18 protein-coding genes and 1 other RNA gene are annotated in these 17927 nt (G+C 58.5%); 9 read left to right on the top strand and 10 right to left on the bottom strand.

All coding sequences use genetic code 11. The annotated features are described in order from the left end of the window. The first annotated feature begins 42 nt into the window (after window positions 1-42). The 4 genes from ABL922_RS01610 (at window position 43) to ssrA (ending at window position 2853) form a co-directional block, all read left to right on the top strand. Complete coding sequence (locus ABL922_RS01610) at window positions 43-1083, top strand: aminotransferase class V-fold PLP-dependent enzyme (RefSeq protein ID WP_349022460.1); 1041 nt, start codon at window positions 43-45, stop codon at window positions 1081-1083. Then, window positions 1080-2138 (top strand): cysteine desulfurase family protein, encoded by a 1059-nt coding sequence (locus ABL922_RS01615; protein WP_349022461.1) that lies wholly within the window; start codon window positions 1080-1082, stop codon window positions 2136-2138. The genes ABL922_RS01610 and ABL922_RS01615 overlap by 4 nt, the downstream gene beginning before the upstream one ends. Next, the gene (locus ABL922_RS01620) at window positions 2135-2467 is read left to right on the top strand and encodes a 2Fe-2S iron-sulfur cluster-binding protein (RefSeq protein WP_349022462.1); all 333 of its coding nucleotides are present in this window, start codon (window positions 2135-2137) and stop codon (window positions 2465-2467) included. Before ABL922_RS01615 ends, ABL922_RS01620 begins: the two co-directional genes overlap by 4 nt. A gap of 6 nt (window positions 2468-2473) precedes the next feature. Beyond that, window positions 2474-2853: a transfer-messenger RNA gene (ssrA, locus tag ABL922_RS01625) on the top strand. A gap of 92 nt (window positions 2854-2945) precedes the next feature. Here the strand turns inward: ssrA and ABL922_RS01630 are convergent. The 8 genes from ABL922_RS01630 to lptD all read right to left on the bottom strand — a co-directional run bounded on the left by ABL922_RS01630 (window position 2946) and on the right by lptD (window position 12332). Further along, window positions 2946-3170 carry a hypothetical protein gene (locus tag ABL922_RS01630; RefSeq protein WP_349022463.1) on the bottom strand — a complete coding sequence of 75 codons (225 nt, stop codon included), beginning with the start codon at window positions 3168-3170 and terminating at the stop codon, window positions 2946-2948. 95 nt (window positions 3171-3265) lie between these two features. Then, entirely contained in the window at window positions 3266-4519 is a 1254-nt protein-coding gene (locus tag ABL922_RS01635) for an N-succinylarginine dihydrolase (protein ID WP_349022464.1), read from the bottom strand. A gap of 3 nt (window positions 4520-4522) precedes the next feature. After that, window positions 4523-5566, bottom strand: coding sequence for an arginine N-succinyltransferase (locus tag ABL922_RS01640; protein WP_349022465.1), 1044 nt, complete (start codon window positions 5564-5566; stop codon window positions 4523-4525). Further along, complete coding sequence (locus ABL922_RS01645; RefSeq protein WP_349022466.1) at window positions 5563-6774, bottom strand: hydrolase; 1212 nt, start codon at window positions 6772-6774, stop codon at window positions 5563-5565. Before ABL922_RS01645 ends, ABL922_RS01640 begins: the two co-directional genes overlap by 4 nt. 38 nt (window positions 6775-6812) lie before the next feature. Continuing rightward, window positions 6813-7646, bottom strand: a complete 834-nt coding sequence (gene rsmA, locus ABL922_RS01650; protein WP_349022467.1) for a 16S rRNA (adenine(1518)-N(6)/adenine(1519)-N(6))-dimethyltransferase RsmA — start codon at window positions 7644-7646, stop codon at window positions 6813-6815. Then, window positions 7643-8671, bottom strand: a complete 1029-nt coding sequence (gene pdxA, locus ABL922_RS01655) for a 4-hydroxythreonine-4-phosphate dehydrogenase PdxA (protein ID WP_349022468.1) — start codon at window positions 8669-8671, stop codon at window positions 7643-7645. Before pdxA ends, rsmA begins: the two co-directional genes overlap by 4 nt. Further along, the gene (locus ABL922_RS01660) at window positions 8671-9960 is read right to left on the bottom strand and encodes a peptidylprolyl isomerase (protein WP_349022469.1); all 1290 of its coding nucleotides are present in this window, start codon (window positions 9958-9960) and stop codon (window positions 8671-8673) included. The genes pdxA and ABL922_RS01660 overlap by 1 nt, the downstream gene beginning before the upstream one ends. Window positions 9961-10109: 149 nt before the next feature. Next, a complete protein-coding gene (gene lptD / locus ABL922_RS01665; protein WP_349022470.1) occupies window positions 10110-12332 on the bottom strand; it encodes an LPS assembly protein LptD in 2223 nt (740 codons plus the stop codon). Between the two features lie 208 nt (window positions 12333-12540). On the opposite strand from lptD, the gene ABL922_RS01670 reads away from it, so the two are divergent. From ABL922_RS01670 to ABL922_RS01690, 5 genes are all read left to right on the top strand, one after another. Beyond that, window positions 12541-13998: a leucyl aminopeptidase gene (locus ABL922_RS01670; RefSeq protein WP_349022471.1), complete on the top strand. Its 1458-nt coding sequence runs from the start codon at window positions 12541-12543 to the stop codon at window positions 13996-13998. A 12-nt stretch (window positions 13999-14010) separates the two neighbouring features. Continuing rightward, window positions 14011-14448 carry a DNA polymerase III subunit chi gene (locus ABL922_RS01675; protein ID WP_349022472.1) on the top strand — a complete coding sequence of 146 codons (438 nt, stop codon included), beginning with the start codon at window positions 14011-14013 and terminating at the stop codon, window positions 14446-14448. A gap of 59 nt (window positions 14449-14507) precedes the next feature. Further along, window positions 14508-15002 (top strand): hypothetical protein, encoded by a 495-nt coding sequence (locus ABL922_RS01680; RefSeq protein ID WP_349022473.1) that lies wholly within the window; start codon window positions 14508-14510, stop codon window positions 15000-15002. An 84-nt stretch (window positions 15003-15086) separates the two neighbouring features. Further along, complete coding sequence (gene ndk, locus ABL922_RS01685) at window positions 15087-15509, top strand: nucleoside-diphosphate kinase (protein WP_349022474.1); 423 nt, start codon at window positions 15087-15089, stop codon at window positions 15507-15509. Window positions 15510-15614: 105 nt separating this feature from the next. Next, entirely contained in the window at window positions 15615-15857 is a 243-nt protein-coding gene (locus ABL922_RS01690; RefSeq protein ID WP_349022475.1) for a hypothetical protein, read from the top strand. Here ABL922_RS01690 and purN read toward each other — a convergent pair. Beyond that, window positions 15854-16804, bottom strand: a complete 951-nt coding sequence (gene purN / locus ABL922_RS01695) for a phosphoribosylglycinamide formyltransferase (protein ID WP_349022476.1) — start codon at window positions 16802-16804, stop codon at window positions 15854-15856. The two genes, ABL922_RS01690 and purN, sit on opposite strands and share 4 nt — an antisense overlap. Then, window positions 16797-17891: a phosphoribosylformylglycinamidine cyclo-ligase gene (purM, locus tag ABL922_RS01700; RefSeq protein ID WP_349022477.1), complete on the bottom strand. Its 1095-nt coding sequence runs from the start codon at window positions 17889-17891 to the stop codon at window positions 16797-16799. Before purM ends, purN begins: the two co-directional genes overlap by 8 nt. Window positions 17892-17927 lie beyond the last annotated feature (36 nt).

Consider the following 17927-nt stretch of genomic DNA (forward strand, 5'->3'; position numbering starts at 1 on the left):
CGAAAGCGATTTTCGCAACCTTAACGGACAGCTTAGCCTGTAATGAAGCCCGATCGTCTCTATCTCGACCATGCCGCGACGACTCCAGTCGTGCCCGCGGCGCGCGAAGCGGTTGTGGACGCGCTGGAGCGTTGGGCCAACCCGTCGAGCCCGCATGGCGAGGGGCGGGCGGCACGTGCAGCGCTGGAAGCTGCGCGCGGGCGGATAGGCAAGGCATTGGGATGGGATGGCGAAATCCTGTTCACCAGCGGCGCGAGCGAAGCGATTGCGTTGGCCCTGAACGGCTTCGATTCCGTCGCGAGTGCAGTCGAACATGATGCAGTGTTGGCTGCGGCGGGTGACGAGACGAGGTTATCGGTTGACGCAAATGGCAACGTGCAACTGGGCAAGATTGCGAAAGGTCGGCGCTATGCGATCCAGCAGGTCAATAACGAAACCGGCGTGATCCAGCCACTGGCCGAACTTGGCGCGGCCATTCGCGAAAGTGGTGGTCTGTTGGTTGCCGATTGTTCGCAGGGTGCCGGAAAGCTGTCGCTGCCCGACGCGGACATAATCATTCTGTCGGCGCACAAATTGGGCGGCCCTCCCGGTTTGGGGGCCCTGCTGGTAAAGGACCTAGCCTTGTTGCGACCAACTGGCGGGCAGGAAAAAGGCTATCGGCGCGGGACCGAGAATTTGCCTGCCGTGGCTGGTCTTGCTGCGGCGCTGGAGGCGGGCTTCGGCTGGCTGGACGATGCGGCACGGCTGCGCGCGAAGCTGGACATGGCTATCGAGGCGGCAGGCGGGGAGGTAGTTGCCAAGGCTGCACCGCGTCTCGCCACTATCGGTAGCTACCGGATGCCGGAAATATCGGCGTCGAGCCAGTTGATTGCGTTCGATCTCGCGGGAATTTCGGTATCTGCGGGAAGTGCCTGTTCGTCGGGCACACTCAAGGCCAGCCATGTGCTGACTGCTATGGGGTGGGATGCCAAGGCAGCAGGCGAAGTCGTTCGCGTCAGCTTTGGCCCGCTGACCAGCGAGGATGATATTGAGCGGTTCATGGCTGCGTGGAAAGCCATCCGCGAGCGTGCGCAGGCGGCATGAGCGAGAGCATCTATCTTGACTATCAGGCGACCACGCCAATGGCACCCGAGGTATTCGCGGCGATGGAGCCTTGGCTGAAGGACCAGTTCTGGAACCCGCACAGCGCGCATACAGGCGGACGCAAGGCAGCGGCGGCGGTGGAGGCGGCGCGAGAGCAGGTCGCCACACTGCTTCCCGCAGGCGGGCGGGTGATATTTACCTCGGGCGCAACCGAGGCGCTGAACCTTGCGATCAAGGGCTGCGGTTTACCGGTTTCTGCATTGGCCACCGAGCATGCGGCGGTGCTCGACTGTGTTGACCAAGTTGGCGGCGAAACACTCTCGGTCGGCCATGACGGCATATGCGAGATGCAATATTGGGAGAATGGGCTGGCGGCCTGCATGCTGGTCAATAATGAAATTGGCACAATCCAGCCGATCGCGGATATTGCGGATGCAATGCACGACGCAGGCGGGCTGCTGCTGTGCGATGCGGTGCAGGGCTTTGGACGCTTAGTGCTGCCGGATGGTCCTGACATGATTGCGGTCTCCGCGCACAAGATACATGGCCCCAAAGGCATAGGTGCACTCTGGGTGCGCGATGGGATAGGGATGGAGCCGCTGCTGCACGGGGGCGGACAGGAACAGGGGCTTCGATCGGGAACGCTGTCACCTGCCTTGTGTGTTGGCTTTGGCGCCGCCGCGCGATTGGCAGCCGAGCGCATGGCCGATGATTGGGCGCATGTAGAGGCACTATGGACTCGCGCTAACGAATTGTTCGCCGATTGGACGATCAACGGGTCGGAACGGTTTCGCTATAAAGGCAATCTCAACATCCGCCGCAATGGTGTGGATGTCGCCCGCCTGATGTCCGAATGTCGCGAGGTCATGTTTTCTGCCGGAAGCGCTTGCGCCAGCGGCTCTGGCCGCCCCAGCCATGTGCTGCGCGCTATCGGCTTGACCGAGCAACAAGCAAAATCCTCTATCCGCCTTGGTTGGGGGCGCTATACGACAGTGGAAGAAATCGAACGCGCCGCAACGCTGATCAATGCGGCGGCGGAAAGGCAATATGCGTGAAAGTCCATTTCATCAGCCCTGATGGCGAAACAACGCAGACGGTCGAAGCAAAGCCTGGGGAGAACCTGCTCGCGGTCGGCCAGAATGCGGGGCAACCGCTGGAAGGCACCTGCGAGGGGCAGATGGCCTGTTCGACCTGCCATGTGGTTATCGCAAAGGAGTGGTTCGACAAGCTTCCTGCGGCGAGCGAGGATGAGGAAGACATGCTCGATCTTGCCAGCGGCGCACGCCGGACCAGTCGGCTCTCTTGCCAGATCGATCTGACGGCGGAAATGGACGGGTTGGTTGTGCATATTCCCGCCGAGAGCCGGAACATGCAGGGAATTTGAGTTCCTTCACTTCCCATTCACCCAAAACCGACTATATAGGTTGCGTTCGCTTCGGCGGACTATGGCGATAAATTGCGGCGTGCAATAGACGCAGCGGACCCGGGGGCGGTACCCGGCAGCTCCACCATAACCCCTGAAGTTCAGGGGATTTTGACGGGGCTGAACTAGGATCGACGTGTGTTGAAAAGCGCTGTTTTTGCCCGGCATGAATAAGCCGTGAAATGGTTCAAAACTCATAAGTGCCAACGATAACGAAGCACTTGCTCTCGCAGCATAATTCCGGGCCTCACGGTCTAGAATTATTCTAAAAGAACGCGGCCGAGCCGGCCGGGCAACAGAAAGGTCACAGCGGCTTGGGGGGCGCCGGGCAACAGAAGCCCCCTACTTCCCCGCAGCATTTTCAGAAAAAGTGGGAACCGGTCTTCCGGTTCGAAAATGCGTCAATAAATAACCGAGCCGGGCAACAGAATCCGGGGAACTAATCGTTCCCGAACATTTGTTGTAGTTCGACTGCTTGAAGCATCTTTGCCGCTGCCACTACGACGGCGCCCAGACAGCAGGCAAAGAGCATTTTGCCACCAAAACCCGGATATTGCGTCAGATAGGCTTCGCCGCGCTTCACTGCACCCAGCCCTAGTGCATAGGTGATGAGGAAGACCTCGGTCTTGGTCTTGATCTGAAACAGGCGCGCGACTTTTTTCATAGGTTAACACGCGTATAGGCAAACCACGTGCCAGTTCAGCATTGCTGCGGAAGACGATGGTTAACGCAAAGGCAGTTTGTAAAGCCTTTCGACAGTCAGGCGAGGTCAGACAAGTCACACGCTTTTAGGAGGGCGAGACGCGCATCCTGAACCTGTTTGACCAGGGCGGGGTCACTTAACTGGTCTGGCGCGATGCTTTCGGGCCAGTGCGCGGCGATTACCGCTGCCATTCGGTCAAGTTTCGCTTCGTCTGCGATGAATCGCTGGTCCACGGTCGTAGGATCCGCGACTACGCGCAGCCGCAAACAAGCAGGGCCGCCCCCATTGGCCATTGATTGGCGCACATCGACAGGAACCAGCCGACGGATCGGACCGTTGCCAGCCACATGCTCCTCTAGCCAACCCCAGACACGACTATTGGCTTTGGCTTCGGTCGGCAGGATTAGTGCCATTTCGCCCGATGGAAGCGTGACCAATTGGGCGTTGAACAAATAACTTTGCACGGCATCGGCGAGGCTCACCCGGTCTGCCGGAACTATGACGATTTCTGCCTCGGGCATTTTCGCGCGGATTGCGGCATAGGCGGCCTCGGGATCCTCAAACGCCTGTTCGTGGGTGAAGAGAACGCGTTCATTGGCAACCGCGACAACGTCATTGTGGAAGGCGCCTGCCGCTATCGCGATTTCGGATTGCTGGATGAACAGGGTTCGTTCGGGATTTAGCTGGTGCCGTCGAGCAATGGCTTTTGATGCCTCGATATGCTGTCGCGCTGGGAAGGGGCCGCCCGATTTGCCATAGACGAAAATTTCAATCCCGGCTTCGCCGTGTGAAGGGCAAAGGCGCATGTGGTTTGCCGCACCTTCGTCTCCAAATGGTGGCAGAACCGGCATGTGAAGTGCAAAATGGTCCTTGTCGGCAAATGCGAGCGCAAGCTGTGCCATCGTGCCGGGAGATTCATGGCTGCGATGCGGCATCGTTACTAGATTTGCCGGTGTCAGGTGGCACAGACCGCCCCGACAGTCCGGGGCAGGCGAGACCGTCGCAGCATTTGCTGCCCACATCGCGGAAGCTGAAAACGCGGCGGCTTGAATATGTGACTCAGCCCTGACCATGTCCGTGCCAAGACTATCGAGCCACCACAAATTCGGTCGATCAAGCGGCATGAAAAAGCCCTGCGCAAGGCCCAACCGCAGATTGGCGCGCATCTTCTCCAAACCTTGAAGTGCGGCCGCACGGGGTTGCGAAACCGCCCCGGCATTGCTGGCTGAAGCGATATTGCCCGGGCTCAATCCCGCATAATTGTGGCTGGGGCCGATGACGCCATCGAAATTGATTTCAACCAGTGCCATCACTCACCACCGCGGGACGAAGGTGATGGTGTCACCGGTCAGGACGCCCAGATTTTCGGCGCATTGCGCATCAAGGATCACGCCATTCTCATGCTCGGCCACCCAGCCATAGGATGCACGGAAATCTTCAAGAAAGCCATGCGTGACTAGCATCTTGGTGCCGCCAGCCTTGCCCTCATGCGGGTCGCCCAGCGCGTTGCTGATCTCGACAATCGGCGCATCCTTGGCTTCGCGCACGCTGCGAATCTGATCGGTGCGTGTGGTCATCGTCGGCCCGCCATCGAAGATGTCGATGTAATTTTCCCAGGCGAAACCTTCTTCTTCCAGCATTCGCATTGCTGCGCGGCCGGTGGGGTGGGGGACGCCGATGACATGGCGTGCTGCTTCGGACAGCATCGCGATGTAAACAGGGTGTTTGGGCATCAGATCGGCGATGAACTGGTTGCCGAACTTGGCATTAAATTCATCGGCGTCCTGAAAATTCATTCCGAAGAAGCGACCGGCGACACCGTCCCAGAATGGCGATCCACCCGCTTCGTCGATAACCCCACGCAATTCGGCCAGTGTGCGGTCGGCAAAACGAGCGCGGTGGTTGCGGATGAACAGATAGCGGCTGCGTGCGATGAGCAGGCCAAGCCCGCCCGCGCGTTCCCCGGGGTGGAGGAATAGACCGCCAACCTCTGTCGCGCCTTCCAGATCGGTCGACAGATTGAGGATGTCGGCGCGGAAGGTGCGCTCCAGTTCGACACTGTGCTGGGTCAAAGCACCGATGCGATAGCTGTAAAAGGGCCATTTCTGGCCAACTGCAGAGAAAATCTGGCAAGTGCCACGCACTTCGCCGGTTTCGCGATTTTCCAGCACAAATACGAACAAATCATCGCCGACGGTGTCGCCAAGGCGGGCAAAACCTTCCGCCGAGCGCTCAAGCTTTGCTGTCAGCGCCTTTCGGTCAGGCGGAAGATTCGTGAACCCGCCGCCGGTGCGTTTGGCCATTTCATACATGGGTTGCAGGTCTGACAGATTCGCCGGACGTATAATGAAACTCATATTGCCCCTTTTTGTGCGATCCGAAGCAGGGTGAGGGCGGAGAGTTTGGCGCGCTCTACCAGGCTTTCGGTTATCAGAAATTCGTCGCTGCTGTGGATGCTGCCCCCTCGTACGCCCATCGTATCGACGACAGGGACGCCGCATGCCGCGATATTATTGCCATCACATACGCCGCCAGTCGACACCCAGCCTATAGAAAGGCCCAAATCCTCGCCACAGCTTTTGACAAGGCCAAACAGCTTTTCAGCCTCGGCTGTCAGTGGCTTGGGAGGGCGGTTGAAATGGCCGTGCAGGTGGATCAAAACTTCATGTTCCTGCTCAATAGTCGAAATCAACATTTTGATTTCATTATAGGCTATGTCCTGCAGTTCCAGGCTGTGCGGGCGCAGATTGACGCGCAAGACAGCATGATCGGGCACCACATTGTTCGGGCTGCCACCATCGATCTTGGCTGGATTGACGGAAAGTCCGTCACGGGTCAGCGCCTTTAGCCGAAGCGCAAGGTCAGCAGCAGCGAGCACCGCATTGCGGCCTTCTTGCGGATTGCGTCCGGCATGCGCGCTTCGTCCTGTGATGATAATGGAAAAATTGCCGCTCCCCGCCCTTGCGCCCGCCAATGTTCCATCGGGCAGCGCGGATGGCTCATAGGTCAAGGCCGCCAATTTACCCCGTGCGAGGCGCTTGATAAGCTCAGCCGAAGAGGCGGAACCGGTTTCTTCATCGCTGTTGATCAGCACATGATAACCGACCTGCTGAAATTCTGGCGCCGTTTCCGCCGCAGAAAGCGCGGCAAGCATGACGGCGATGCCGCCCTTCATGTCGGCAACCCCGGGTCCGTTCAGCACACCTTCGTCGAGCCAGCGTTGTTCCTGAAACGGATGATCGACCGCGAAGACCGTGTCCATATGGCCAGTCAGAAGCAACTGAATCGGCGCGTCTGGGCGTACCGTTGTGACCAGATGGCGGCCATGCGCCACTTCGACAATTGTTCCGTCGGCAAGCACCTTTTCGACGAGAGCCGGTTCGACCAATTCGACATCACCGTGCAGAGAAGTGAAGGCATCAGCCAGAAGGCTTGCCGTGGTGGCCAGCCCTTTAAGATTGCCGGTTCCGCTGTTGATCCCGGCCCAGATCTGCACCTGCGCCAACATCCGATCTTGGTCTGGCCGTTCGAGCGCCGCGAGCTCCGATTTTGAAAGCGGTTGCATTTGATACCTGTAGCGGGGCGCAACGCGTTGCGCCACCCCTAGCGGAGCGTTTCGAGCAGCCTAGCCAGTTCAAGCCATTCTTCGATTTCGAGCGTTTCCGGGCGCCGTTCGGCCGCAATTCCGGCCTGCTCCATCGCTTCCGCCGCGCCGCGAACGCCCTTCAGGCTTTGGCGCAACATTTTGCGGCGTTGACCAAATGCCGCGCCGGTCAGTGCTTCAAGCGTCGCCATGCGCACACCATCTGGCTGTTGCTTCGGTGTCAGGTGCACGACGGCTGACATCACCTTCGGCGGCGGCGTGAACGCGCTGCGGTGCACGGGCATGGCAATGCGCGCATCGCAGCGCCATTGGGCTAGAATCGCTAGCCGCCCATAGGCGTCGGTGCCGGGCTTGGCGACAATACGGTCGGCAACTTCACGCTGGAACATCAGGGTAAGCGACTTCCAGGCCGGTGGCCATTCCTCACCACTTAGCCAGCCGACAGCAAGTGCAGTGCCGACATTATAGGGAAGGTTTGACGCAATATGGAACGGCTCGTCGATTTCGTGGAACGGATCGATTTTCATAGCGTCGTCTTCGATGACGCGCAGTTGCCCCGGGAAAGCCTCCGAAAGCTCTTCAAGTGCGGGAAGGCAGCGGCGGTCACGCTCGACGGCGGTGACTTTGGCTCCGGCACGCAGCAGTGCGCGGGTCAGGCCGCCGGGGCCGGGTCCGACTTCATATACATTTTCTCCGGCGAGCGGGCCGGGAATAGCAGCAATCCGGTCGAGCAGTTGCTCGTCGAACAGGAAATTCTGTCCAAGTGCTTTGCTTGCAGAAAGTCCATGTCGTGCAATAACCTCACGCAGCGGAGGGAGCTGAGGCTGGCTCATGCCGGGCAGGCAGCGGCTTCGGCAAAGGCCTTTCGGTTGGCCACTGCTTCGCCGGCCATGCGGATCGCGGCAATCATCGAATCGGATCGCGCTTCGCCTTTACCGGCAATACCAAATGCTGTGCCGTGGTCCGGTGACGTGCGGATAACCGGCAAGCCGAGCGTGATGTTGACGGCTTCGTGGAAATATAGCGTCTTCAGGGGGATCAACGCCTGATCGTGATAAGCGCATAGTGCCGCGTCGAAATGCCGCCGTGCCTCCGCATGGAACATCGTATCGGCGGGTAGGGGGCCGATTACATCGAAGCCTTCATTGGCGATCGAAGCGATTGCAGGCGCAAAAATGTCAATCTCTTCACGCCCAAGATTGCCGCTCTCGCCAGCATGTGGGTTGAAACCGGCTAAAGCCAGCCGCGGGTTAGGAATTCCAAAATCGCGAGCCAATCCTTTTGCAGTCGCCCTGATGCGGCGCCGTATCAAGCGGACATCGAGTTGCGAAGCTACGCTGGCGAGCGGAATATGAGTTGTCATGGGAACGACGCGCAGGTCAGGCCCCGCCAGCATCATTACAGCATTTCGTCGCTCAACTCCGCACCGTTCGGCCACAAATTCGGTCTGCCCGGGATAGTTGAAACCGATGGCGTAGAGTTGCGCCTTTGAAACTGGCCCTGTGACCAGACCTGCCACCGTTCCTGACCGGGCAAAACCGGTTGCCAGTTCAAGCGCTTGCAAGGCGCAGTGCGCGCCATCCAGATCGGGGGTGCCCGGGATGATCGACGTGCAGTCATGCACATGAAAAACTGGCAGTGCGTCATCGAAACGCTCGGTGACCTGATCCGGATTATCGATCCGCACGACCGGCCCGTCCCAATGATGGGCAAAACTGGCTATGTCGCCGATGGCAAAGAAGCTTTTGAGCTTTTGCTTCTTGCGCGCTTCCCACGCTTTGCCGATGATTTCGGGGCCGACTCCCGCCGGATCACCGCTGGATATTGCCAGCGGCAAATGGGTATCGGCCCCTGCCATCAATTATATTCGATGATCGCGTCGCGGCGAAGGTCGCGCAGGTAGAGGCGCGCGCGCTTGTTGATGCGGTCATCTTCGATGCGCGACATCACTTGATCAAATGATTCTTGCGTCGTTGCATCGGGGGCGTCGCGACCGCAAAGAACGAAAACGCGTATGCCATCTTCCATCGAGCCATAAGGCGGCGTCGATTGGCCGATGGGCAAGTCGAGCATGATCTGCTGCAACGGTCCCGGCAGATCGCGTACCTTGATGCCGTCGCGATTGACCACATCTGCGCCAAGTATCTTCGCGGTATCGTCGGCGGTTCCGCAACCCCGGATTTTCTGCGTTTCGCTGTTAAAGCGGGCCACTGCCTCGCCAGCCTTGGCTTCGGTCGTTCCCGCAGGAAAGGAAATGGCCAGCTGTTTCAAGCTGAGCACCGAATCACGCGGGTCCGTGGTCGCGACCTGCCGCTTGTCGATCAGCAAAAGCAGCGAAATACCACCCGGCGCCGGAACAGCGACGATTTCATTCTCGCTCATTTGTGAGGCAGCGGTCGCCAAGGATTGCGGCAATTGCTCGATCCGAACCCAGCCCAGATCGCCACCGACAGCAGCGGTAGAGGCTTCCGAAAACTGGCGGGCATAGGCTGTGAATGAGCCGCCTTGCTGGATCTGTTCCAGAATTTTCTTCGCATTGGCGAATACCTGTTCCTGATTTTCCGATGTTGCGGACAGGTAGATTTCGCCAAGTCGATATTCGGTGGTGCCTTTGGTGAGATTGATGCGTTCCATGATCGCATTCACCTCATCATCGCTGACGTTGATGAAGGGACGAACATTCCGGCTCAGCAAACGATTCCACGCCAATTCAGCCTTTATCTGGCGCTTCAGCGTAGCAATTGAGCTGCCTTTAGATGTCAGATATTTGTCCGTGTCAGCGACCGAACGCTTGAAATTCTGTTCGGCGACGCGTTCGAAATACTGGGTTACCTCTGCATCGGTAACTTCGATTTCGTTGGCTGCGGCCTCCTGAATCTGCAACGCTTCGTCGATCAGATTGGTGAGAATCTGCGAGCGAAAGCGGGCTACTTCTTCGGGAGGCAATTGGCCATCATTGGCGAGGATGATCAGCGAAAGGCGCTCGTCAACCTCTGTGCCCGTGATAATTTCGCCATTCACAATTGCTGTGGCCTTGCGCACATTGGGATCGCTGGGCTTGGCCAGCAATTGGCCGCCCCCCGGAATGTCCAATGACGCTTCGGGAACGGATTCGTCCGCAACGGTCTGGCTGCTCGCAGGCGTCATAGCCAGAACAGCAGCGGTACTAGTCACCAGTGCAAGACGGTAAATGCTTTTCATTTCCTACTTCCATGAATGGTCGAAGAGACCGCGCGCAATAAGGCGGACTGGCTGAACGATAGCTGACAAGCCAAATACCCCCGTGGTGGACTTCCTTAGACGCCCAGATTTTTAAATTCCAGCCTGAACAGGAATGTGTTGCCTTGGCGGGCGTCACCTGTTGGCTGATAGTCGCGGCGCCAGGTGACCGCAATCGAGAGGCAATCATCGTCATAAGCCACGCCGAGCCGGTGGCGTATCGGTTCATAGCCGTCAGAAATCGAGAATGGGTCTTCGTTCTGGTCGGTCAGGTCGATGATCGTCGATCCGAACAACGACCAGTATCGGGCGAGCCGCACGCGCCCTGCGAGGCGGATTTCTTCACGATCGGCGAGGTCTTCGATATTTGCACCGATATCGCGGTTCAGGCGCAGATATCCGGCTTGCACATAAGTGCCGCGCGTTCCGATCGTCGCGTCAAGTTCGTTGCGCCGAATAGCGAAACTGTCCTTATCCAGCCGGAAGCGATGGGTCAGCTTTACCATGTCACGAAAACGGAACTCGCTGCGACCGACAATATCGGAGACCTTGCCCGAAAGCCCGGTTCCGTCCGGGAAAATTGCGGTCTTGTTGGACAAGCGATAGCTTTGGCCGATATTGAAATCGAAGCTCGATTCCTTACCCTTGATCGACCAGTCCAAACCGTAGGTCAGGCGGACATTGTCCTCGATCCGGTCATAGCCTGCGAAACGATTGAGCGCGAAAAGGTTGCTGTCCTCCAAATCAACAGCCCGCGCATCTTCATTGGGCATTTTGAGGTTGGACGAGGTGTAAGCACTAACCAGTTGCACACGCGGCGTTACGATCTGGGTGCCGCCAAAGGCTTCGCCAACGAATGGCCAGCGCATATCGACCGCCGCCGCCGCACTGCCGCGCCCCTGCCAGCCGCTTTCTCCGCGATAGCTGGGCGTTATCGTCGTCAGGTTTTCGTCGCTGTGATAGACATCACCGCGACCAAGCACAGTGAAGTTCACTTCTTGTCCAAGGCCGGTCAGCGTGCGCAGATCCCATCGGCCCGAAGCAAAGGCGCGGCGTGTATCTTGTCCCGACGTGCGGCCGATCAGTAGGCTGTTGGCCTGCAGTTGTACCTTGCCGCCCAGCACCGGGTCGGTAAGGCGCAAGCGGTAGTCGATTTCTGGCAATGCTATGGGCTGTAAAGCCTGCCGGTCGCCGGTGCGGAGTGTCTGCACACCCCAGCCGTTGAAGGCAAAATAGCTGTTTTCGTCGATCCGCTCGACGTTGATATTATTCCGCAGCCGGTCGTCTCGGCTGATGTCATAACGGCGCAGGAAGGTCCGGTCTGTGGCAAGGCGCACCGAGGCCGATGCCGACCAGTTCGGCGTGAACTGGAACTTGCCAGCACCATCGATATAGCCGCGGAACACATCCTTTCCGATCGCGCCGGTGCCCGATGTCGAGACTTTCTGACTATAGGTTGCATAGCCGGTGATCTGGAAAGCACCTTTGTCTTCCCATGCGCGGTACCGCGCCTGCGCCATGGGAGCGACATCGCTGAAGATATGGGCCGACAGCAGCAGATCGCGGTTTTCGGACAGGCGCCAGTAATAGCCCTGTTCGATTTCGACACCGTTGTTGCGGGAAAAGCGCAAATTGGGGACCAGAAATCCGCTGCCCGCGGCTGTCTCTGCAGGATGTGAGAGGCCGGGTAGGGGGATAACAGGCAAGCCAAAAAGCTCGATCCGTGCCCCTTCATATTTGACGCGTTTCTTGACCGGATCATAAACGACCTTGACCGCCTTGACCTGCCAGCTGGGATCCTTGGGGCAGCCGTCGGGGCCCTCGACCGCGCAGGGCGTATAGGCGGCACCTTCAAGCGTCATCTTGCCATCAACGCGGGTGCCTTTGTTGGCTGCAAGTCGGCTGCCATCTTTCAGGACAAGCAGCATATTTTCTATGATCCCGTCGCGAAGGGATTCGGTGACTTCAATCGAATCGCCATAGGCAGTATCGCCTTCGGGGCCGACCGATCGGATATTGCCCGATGCCATCACCTTGCCCGACCGTCGATCCCACGAAATCGCATCGGCACGCAAAGTATAGCCTTCACGCCGCGCGATTACATTTCCACTGGCTTTTACGGTGTCGGTTGCAAATTCATAGTCGAGCTTGTCTGCGGAAAAGGCAATTTCATCGGTGGCTTTGCTTTCGGCTGTCGGTGTTTCCTGAGCCGACGCTGTGCTTTCCAGGCCCAGGACAAGCAACAGCGAAGCGCACAATGCACCGGTTGGGCTGGCAAGTCTGGAAGAAAGGATGGCCATGGATCTGTTCGGGTCCTTTATCGCTGCATTCCGGCAGGGTCCAGTGCCGCATTCAGCCAATTTCATAGCTCATGGACGTTAAGCCTTGGTCACCGCAACCATCTTTTGCTTTAATCCGGCCTGAATGTTTGCTTATAGCGTTCACCAGATCGAATGCGGACCGTATTCCGCGACCATCACACAATAATCGCTGAAAGGCAGTTTCCAGATGCAGGTAAGTTTTGCCGCCGACCGTCCCGCCGATACCGATGTAATCGGCTTTGTCATTCCAAAGAGTTCTTGGGAAAGCTTCATCTTCCCGCTCGAAAATGCCGATGCGGCGAGGGAAACGGCCAAACTCGCCCGTTTTGAAGGCAATGCTGGGCAAAGCTTCCTTTATTTCGCGCAGGAAGGCGGACGCACGATCCGCATAGCGCTGATCGCCGTTGCCGATGGTGACGCAGCGGATTATCCTCGCGCAGGTGGCGATCTGCTCGCCAAGGTGCAGACTTGCGGCGCCAAGACCATCGCGCTGCACGCTGCCAATCTTGATGCAAAGGCGGCGGCCGAGGTGGCTTATGGTGCAACGCTGCGCAACTGGCGCATCGACAAATACCGCACCAAGCTGCCCGAAACGTCGAAGCCGACAATTACCGGGTTGACCGTGGTCGGCGCGCCCGCCGCAGCGGAAGCGTTGTGGGCCAGCTATGCGGCGATTGCCGATGGTGTCGCGCTGACCAAGGAGTTGGTCAGCGAACCGGCCAATATCATCTACCCCGAAAGCTTCGTCGAACGTTGCCAGCATCTGCAGGCGCTGGGTGTCGAAATCGACGTTCTTGATGACAAGGAAATGGCGAAGCTCGGCATGGGCGCGCTGCTGGGCGTTGCACAGGGTTCGGTCCGTCCGGCGCGTATGCTGGTGATGAAATGGGATGGCACTGGCGGCAAACAGGAAAAGCCGGTGGTGTTCGTGGGCAAGGGCGTGACCTTTGATACCGGCGGTATCTCGATCAAGCCCGCTGCGGGCATGGAAGACATGAAGTGGGATATGGGCGGCGCAGGCGCGGTTGCGGGTGCCATGAAGGCGCTGGCAGGTCGTAAGGCCAAGGCGCATGTCGTTGGCATCTGCGGGCTCGTCGAGAATATGCCCGATGGCAACGCACAACGCCCGGGCGATGTTGTCACCAGCATGTCGGGCCAGACGATCGAGGTGATCAACACCGATGCCGAAGGTCGTTTAGTGCTGTGCGATGCACTTCATTATGCGCAGGAAAAGTTCAAGCCGGACACCATCATCGACTTGGCTACGCTTACCGGTGCGATCATCATCTCGCTGGGCAAGGAACATGCAGGCTTGTTTTCGAACAGCGATGAACTTTCGGACAAGCTGCTGGCGGCAGGCAAAGCGACGGGCGACAAATTGTGGCGTCTGCCGGTGGGCCCCGCCTATGACAAACTGATCGACAGCCCGATTGCCGACATCAAAAATGTCGGCCCGCGCGATGCCGGTTCGATCACCGCAGCCCAATTCCTGCTGCGCTTCATCCAGGATGGCGTCAAATGGGCCCACCTCGACATCGCGGGCATGGCTTGGGGCGACAAGGATGGCCCGACCTGGGCTAAGGGCGCAACCGGCTATGGTGTGAAGCTGCTCGACCGTTTTGTCGCCGATAATTACGAAGCCTAATCGAAAAGGCCGATGCAGGTCGATTTCTACCAATTGACCCGTGATCCTGCGGAACAGGTCATTTCCGCCATTGCCCAGAAAATTCTGGACGATGGCGGGAGGTTGCTTGTGGTCAGTGACGACGAAGCCCAACTCGGCAGAGTCTCGGCTTCGCTTTGGAGCGCAAGGCCAGAAAGCTTCATCGCCCATGAAAAAGCGGGCGAGGGTGACGACAGTCTGCAACCCGTCTTGCTGGCGGGGGAACTAGTCGCTACCAACAGTGCGCGGATGATTGCACTTGCCGATGGCGAGTGGCGCGATCAAGCGCTCGGCTTTGACCGCGCCTTTTACCTGTTTCCCCCAGCCAAGACCGACAATGCTCGGTCTGCTTGGCGTGCGCTGGCGGACAAGCCCGATGTCGAGCGGCGTTACTGGAAACAGGATGGCGGTAAATGGCGGCAAGGGCCTTGAGCTTCAAAATTTCAGCGATATTCTAAACGCATATGGGGTCGCAGCCATTTCGGGAGAATATGATGAAGAAACTTGCCCTGCTATTTGCGACCGCCGCGCTGGCTTCATGCGGCTCAGAGCCAACCACTACGGTTACTACCTCTGACGGTAAATCGGTCGAAGTGACCAAAAACGGCCAAAGCGAAGCAACGATCAAAGCCGAAGATGGCACCACCGCCACATTCTCCACTGGGGCTGCAGCTGCAAAGGACCTCCCTTTGGGAATTCCGGCTTATCCAGGCGCCGCGGTTACGGCAAACATCTCGGGCAACCGCCCGGATGGCAAAGGCGGGGCGATGGTGACCATGACCACATCCGACGCGCCCGACAAGGTAACCGCATTCTACAAGGCCGAAGCGGCAAAGCGCGGGATGACTTCCAAGGTGCAAGAGTCGATCATGGGCAGCATGGCTAGTTTCTCTGCCGAAAATGAAACAGGAGAGAAGCTTGTCGCAACAGCCACTCCTGGCGGCGAAGGGAAAACTCAAATCATGTTGGTGATTGAGACCAAATAGCCTCCGCAGCTGCTACTTGCTTTCACTGCCCCGTGCGGTTAGAGGCGCGCGCAATCTCAATCCCCCAGCAAATGGAGTTCTCCCATGGCGGTTACCCGCACCTTTTCGATCATCAAGCCTGACGCCACCCGTCGCAACCTAACCGGCGCCGTCACCAAAATGCTGGAAGAAGCCGGCCTGCGCGTCGTTGCTTCAAAGCGCATCCACATGACCAAGGAACAGGCCGAAGGCTTTTATGCGGTCCACAAGGAACGCCCCTTCTTCGGTGAGTTGGTAGAGTTCATGATGAGCGAACCCGTTGTCGTGCAGGTATTGGAAGGCGAAGACGCCGTCACCCGCAACCGCGACATCATGGGCGCCACCAACCCCGCCGAAGCCGCTGAAGGCACGATCCGCAAGACCCATGCGCTTTCGATCGGTGAAAACACCGTCCACGGTAGCGACAGCGAAGAAAACGCCGCGATCGAAATCGCCTATTTTTTCAAGCCGGAAGAAATCGTCGGCTGATCCACCAATCAAGCAATTTGAAAAGGGCCGTCCGCGCAATCGGGCGGCCCTTTTTGTTGCACCCGCCGCAACACGCGTTATGCCAATTGCAAAGAGGAGATATGCATGCTGGGAATGGGTGAGGGCGAAGACTGCCCCTTTCAGTTCAATTTTGATCCGCCGACCTTCAAGGTCGGCGACACAGTGAGCTACCGCGTCACCGGCAGCCTTGCTGACTTTCCCTTTGTCGGTACGCTGCTCGAAGTGCATGACGATTATGTCGTCATTTCGCCCGGCGAAACCGAACCTGACGCGCGCTACAAGGCGACGCGGGAGAGCAGGCCGTTGGTGGACGAGAGCGAGCTTTAGAACTCGTCTGCAATATCCAACAGCTTGACCAGCTTTTTAGACGCCACCGCGCGCCAGCTTTTGGCGATCCATTGGCCAATATGGTCCCAGTCATTGTCGCCTAGATCGAGCCTGATGCCGACCCAGCCGTCGCCAAAATAGGCTGGGCGGAAATAGCGGGCTTCGTCCTGCTCGATCAGCATAGCCTGTTCTTCAGCGCCGCTGATCTTGACAAGCAAAGCGGTGCGCCCGTCGCCATGGTGGTCGTGCGAGAAATAGGCGAATTTCTTGCCGCCGATGATGCCGAAACAAGGCATGCCGTGGCTTGCCACCTCGTCAGCCTCAGCTTGCGCCAGCGCATGTTCGCGGACGCGATTGAGCCAATATTCGGGCGTGTTTTCGCGCGCCACCCATTGCGCTAGCACCCGTGAATAGAGCTGATGCTCGGCAATCAGCACACGTGCGGCGAGGCTGTCTGCAGTGTCGCCGGGCAGGATTGCTACCGGAGTCTGCTGTAGGATTGGTCCGTCATCAAGTTCGGCAGTGACGAGATGCACACTACACCCACCGTGGCTATCGCCCGCCTCGATCGCGCGCTCATGCGTGTGCAGCCCTTTATATTTGGGTAGCAGGCTGGGGTGGATGTTGAGCATCCGGCCTTCCCATTGGCTCACAAATTCAGGTGTCAGGATGCGCATATAGCCTGCGAGCGCGACAAATTCGGTTTTCGCCGCGACCAGCGCGTCGTGCATGATGCCGTCATGCGCCTCGCGGCTAAGCCCTTTATGCGGATGGGCGAACGTCGCGATACCCTCCGCCTCGGCGAGTTTTAGCCCTGCGGCATCAGGATTGTTGCTGGCGACCAGCACAATCTCATAAGGGCATTCCGCCGCTTTGGCTGCATAGAGCAGGGCCGCCATGTTGGTTCCGGTCCCCGAAATCAGCACGGCGACGCGGGCCTTAGCCATGATGCGTCGCACTCCAGTGGGCCTTGGCGCTCCATGTTTCCAGTGAACCCGAAACGGTGCAGCCTTTCTCACCCTTGGCGATATGGCCGATGCGATGCACAGTTTCACCGGCTGCTTCGAGCGCAGCAATAGCATCAGCGACATCTGGTTCAGCGACCACAACCGCCATACCAACGCCGCAGTTGAAGGTGCGCGCCATTTCCTCGGGCTCGATATTGCCCTGTGCCTGCAGAAACGCCATCAGCCGTGGCTGGGCCCATGCATCGGCATCGACATGCGCGTGCAGGCCATCGGGCATCACGCGCGGGATGTTTTCCAGCAGCCCGCCACCGGTGATGTGTGCCATCGCATGCACTTTGCCGGTGCGGACAAGCGGCAGCAGAGATTTCACATAGATGCGGGTCGGCGCCATCAGTGCGTCAATCAGCAGCGTGTCGATATCGAACAGGGCAGGGCGATCAAGTTTCCAGCCCTTGTCTGCAGCCAAACGGCGCACCAGCGAAAAGCCGTTCGAATGCACGCCCGAAGAGGCAAGCCCGAGGATGACATCGCCCTCAGCGACTTTGTCCGCAGTCAGCACCTGATCGCGCTCGACCGCGCCAACGCAGAAACCGGCAAGGTCGTAGTCGCCTACGGAATACATGCCCGGCATCTCTGCGGTTTCGCCGCCGATCAGCGCGCAGCCTGCCTGTTTACAGCCCTCCGCAATGCTCGCGACTACGGCTGTGGCGATGTCATTGTCGAGCTTTCCGGTCGCATAATAATCGAGGAAGAAAAGCGGTTCGGCACCCTGCACGATCAGATCATTGGCGCACATCGCAACGAGATCGATGCCGACACCGTCATGCTTGCCGGTTTCGATCGCGAGTTTGAGCTTGGTTCCCACGCCATCATTGGCCGCAACCAGCAACGGATCATTGAACCCTGCTGCTTTCAGGTCAAAAAAACCGCCAAATCCGCCCAGATCGGCATCCGCACCGGCGCGCCGGGTGGCCTTTGCAAGCGGTGCAATTGCGCGCACCAAGGCATTGCCGGTTTCGATCGAGACGCCCGCCTTGGCGTAAGTGTAAGACTCATTGTCGCTCATTTTACCGCCGCTAGCGACTTCCCCCTTGGATTTCCA

The organism is Sphingorhabdus sp., from assembly GCF_040079335.1.
In the GTDB taxonomy this organism is placed as follows: Bacteria; Pseudomonadota; Alphaproteobacteria; order Sphingomonadales; family Sphingomonadaceae; genus Sphingorhabdus_B.

Bases quoted from the DNA above. Each gene is read 5' to 3' on its own strand.
- ABL922_RS01610 (WP_349022460.1), top strand. From the start codon at position 43: ATGAAGCCCGATCGTCTCTATCTCGACCATGCCGCGACGACTCCAGTC.
- ABL922_RS01615 (WP_349022461.1), top strand. From the start codon at position 1,080: ATGAGCGAGAGCATCTATCTTGACTATCAGGCGACCACGCCAATGGCA.
- ABL922_RS01630 (WP_349022463.1), bottom strand. From the start codon at position 3,170: ATGAAAAAAGTCGCGCGCCTGTTTCAGATCAAGACCAAGACCGAGGTC.
- ABL922_RS01635 (WP_349022464.1), bottom strand. From the start codon at position 4,519: ATGGCACTGGTTGAAATCAATTTCGATGGCGTCATCGGCCCCAGCCAC.
- ABL922_RS01640 (WP_349022465.1), bottom strand. From the start codon at position 5,566: ATGAGTTTCATTATACGTCCGGCGAATCTGTCAGACCTGCAACCCATG.
- ABL922_RS01645 (WP_349022466.1), bottom strand. From the start codon at position 6,774: ATGCAACCGCTTTCAAAATCGGAGCTCGCGGCGCTCGAACGGCCAGAC.
- rsmA (WP_349022467.1), bottom strand. From the start codon at position 7,646: ATGAGCCAGCCTCAGCTCCCTCCGCTGCGTGAGGTTATTGCACGACAT.
- pdxA (WP_349022468.1), bottom strand. From the start codon at position 8,671: ATGGCAGGGGCCGATACCCATTTGCCGCTGGCAATATCCAGCGGTGAT.
- ABL922_RS01660 (WP_349022469.1), bottom strand. From the start codon at position 9,960: ATGACGCCTGCGAGCAGCCAGACCGTTGCGGACGAATCCGTTCCCGAA.
- lptD (WP_349022470.1), bottom strand. From the start codon at position 12,332: ATGGCCATCCTTTCTTCCAGACTTGCCAGCCCAACCGGTGCATTGTGC.
- ABL922_RS01670 (WP_349022471.1), top strand. From the start codon at position 12,541: ATGCAGGTAAGTTTTGCCGCCGACCGTCCCGCCGATACCGATGTAATC.
- ABL922_RS01675 (WP_349022472.1), top strand. From the start codon at position 14,011: ATGCAGGTCGATTTCTACCAATTGACCCGTGATCCTGCGGAACAGGTC.
- ABL922_RS01680 (WP_349022473.1), top strand. From the start codon at position 14,508: ATGATGAAGAAACTTGCCCTGCTATTTGCGACCGCCGCGCTGGCTTCA.
- ndk (WP_349022474.1), top strand. From the start codon at position 15,087: ATGGCGGTTACCCGCACCTTTTCGATCATCAAGCCTGACGCCACCCGT.
- ABL922_RS01690 (WP_349022475.1), top strand. From the start codon at position 15,615: ATGCTGGGAATGGGTGAGGGCGAAGACTGCCCCTTTCAGTTCAATTTT.
- purN (WP_349022476.1), bottom strand. From the start codon at position 16,804: ATGGCTAAGGCCCGCGTCGCCGTGCTGATTTCGGGGACCGGAACCAAC.
- purM (WP_349022477.1), bottom strand. From the start codon at position 17,891: ATGAGCGACAATGAGTCTTACACTTACGCCAAGGCGGGCGTCTCGATC.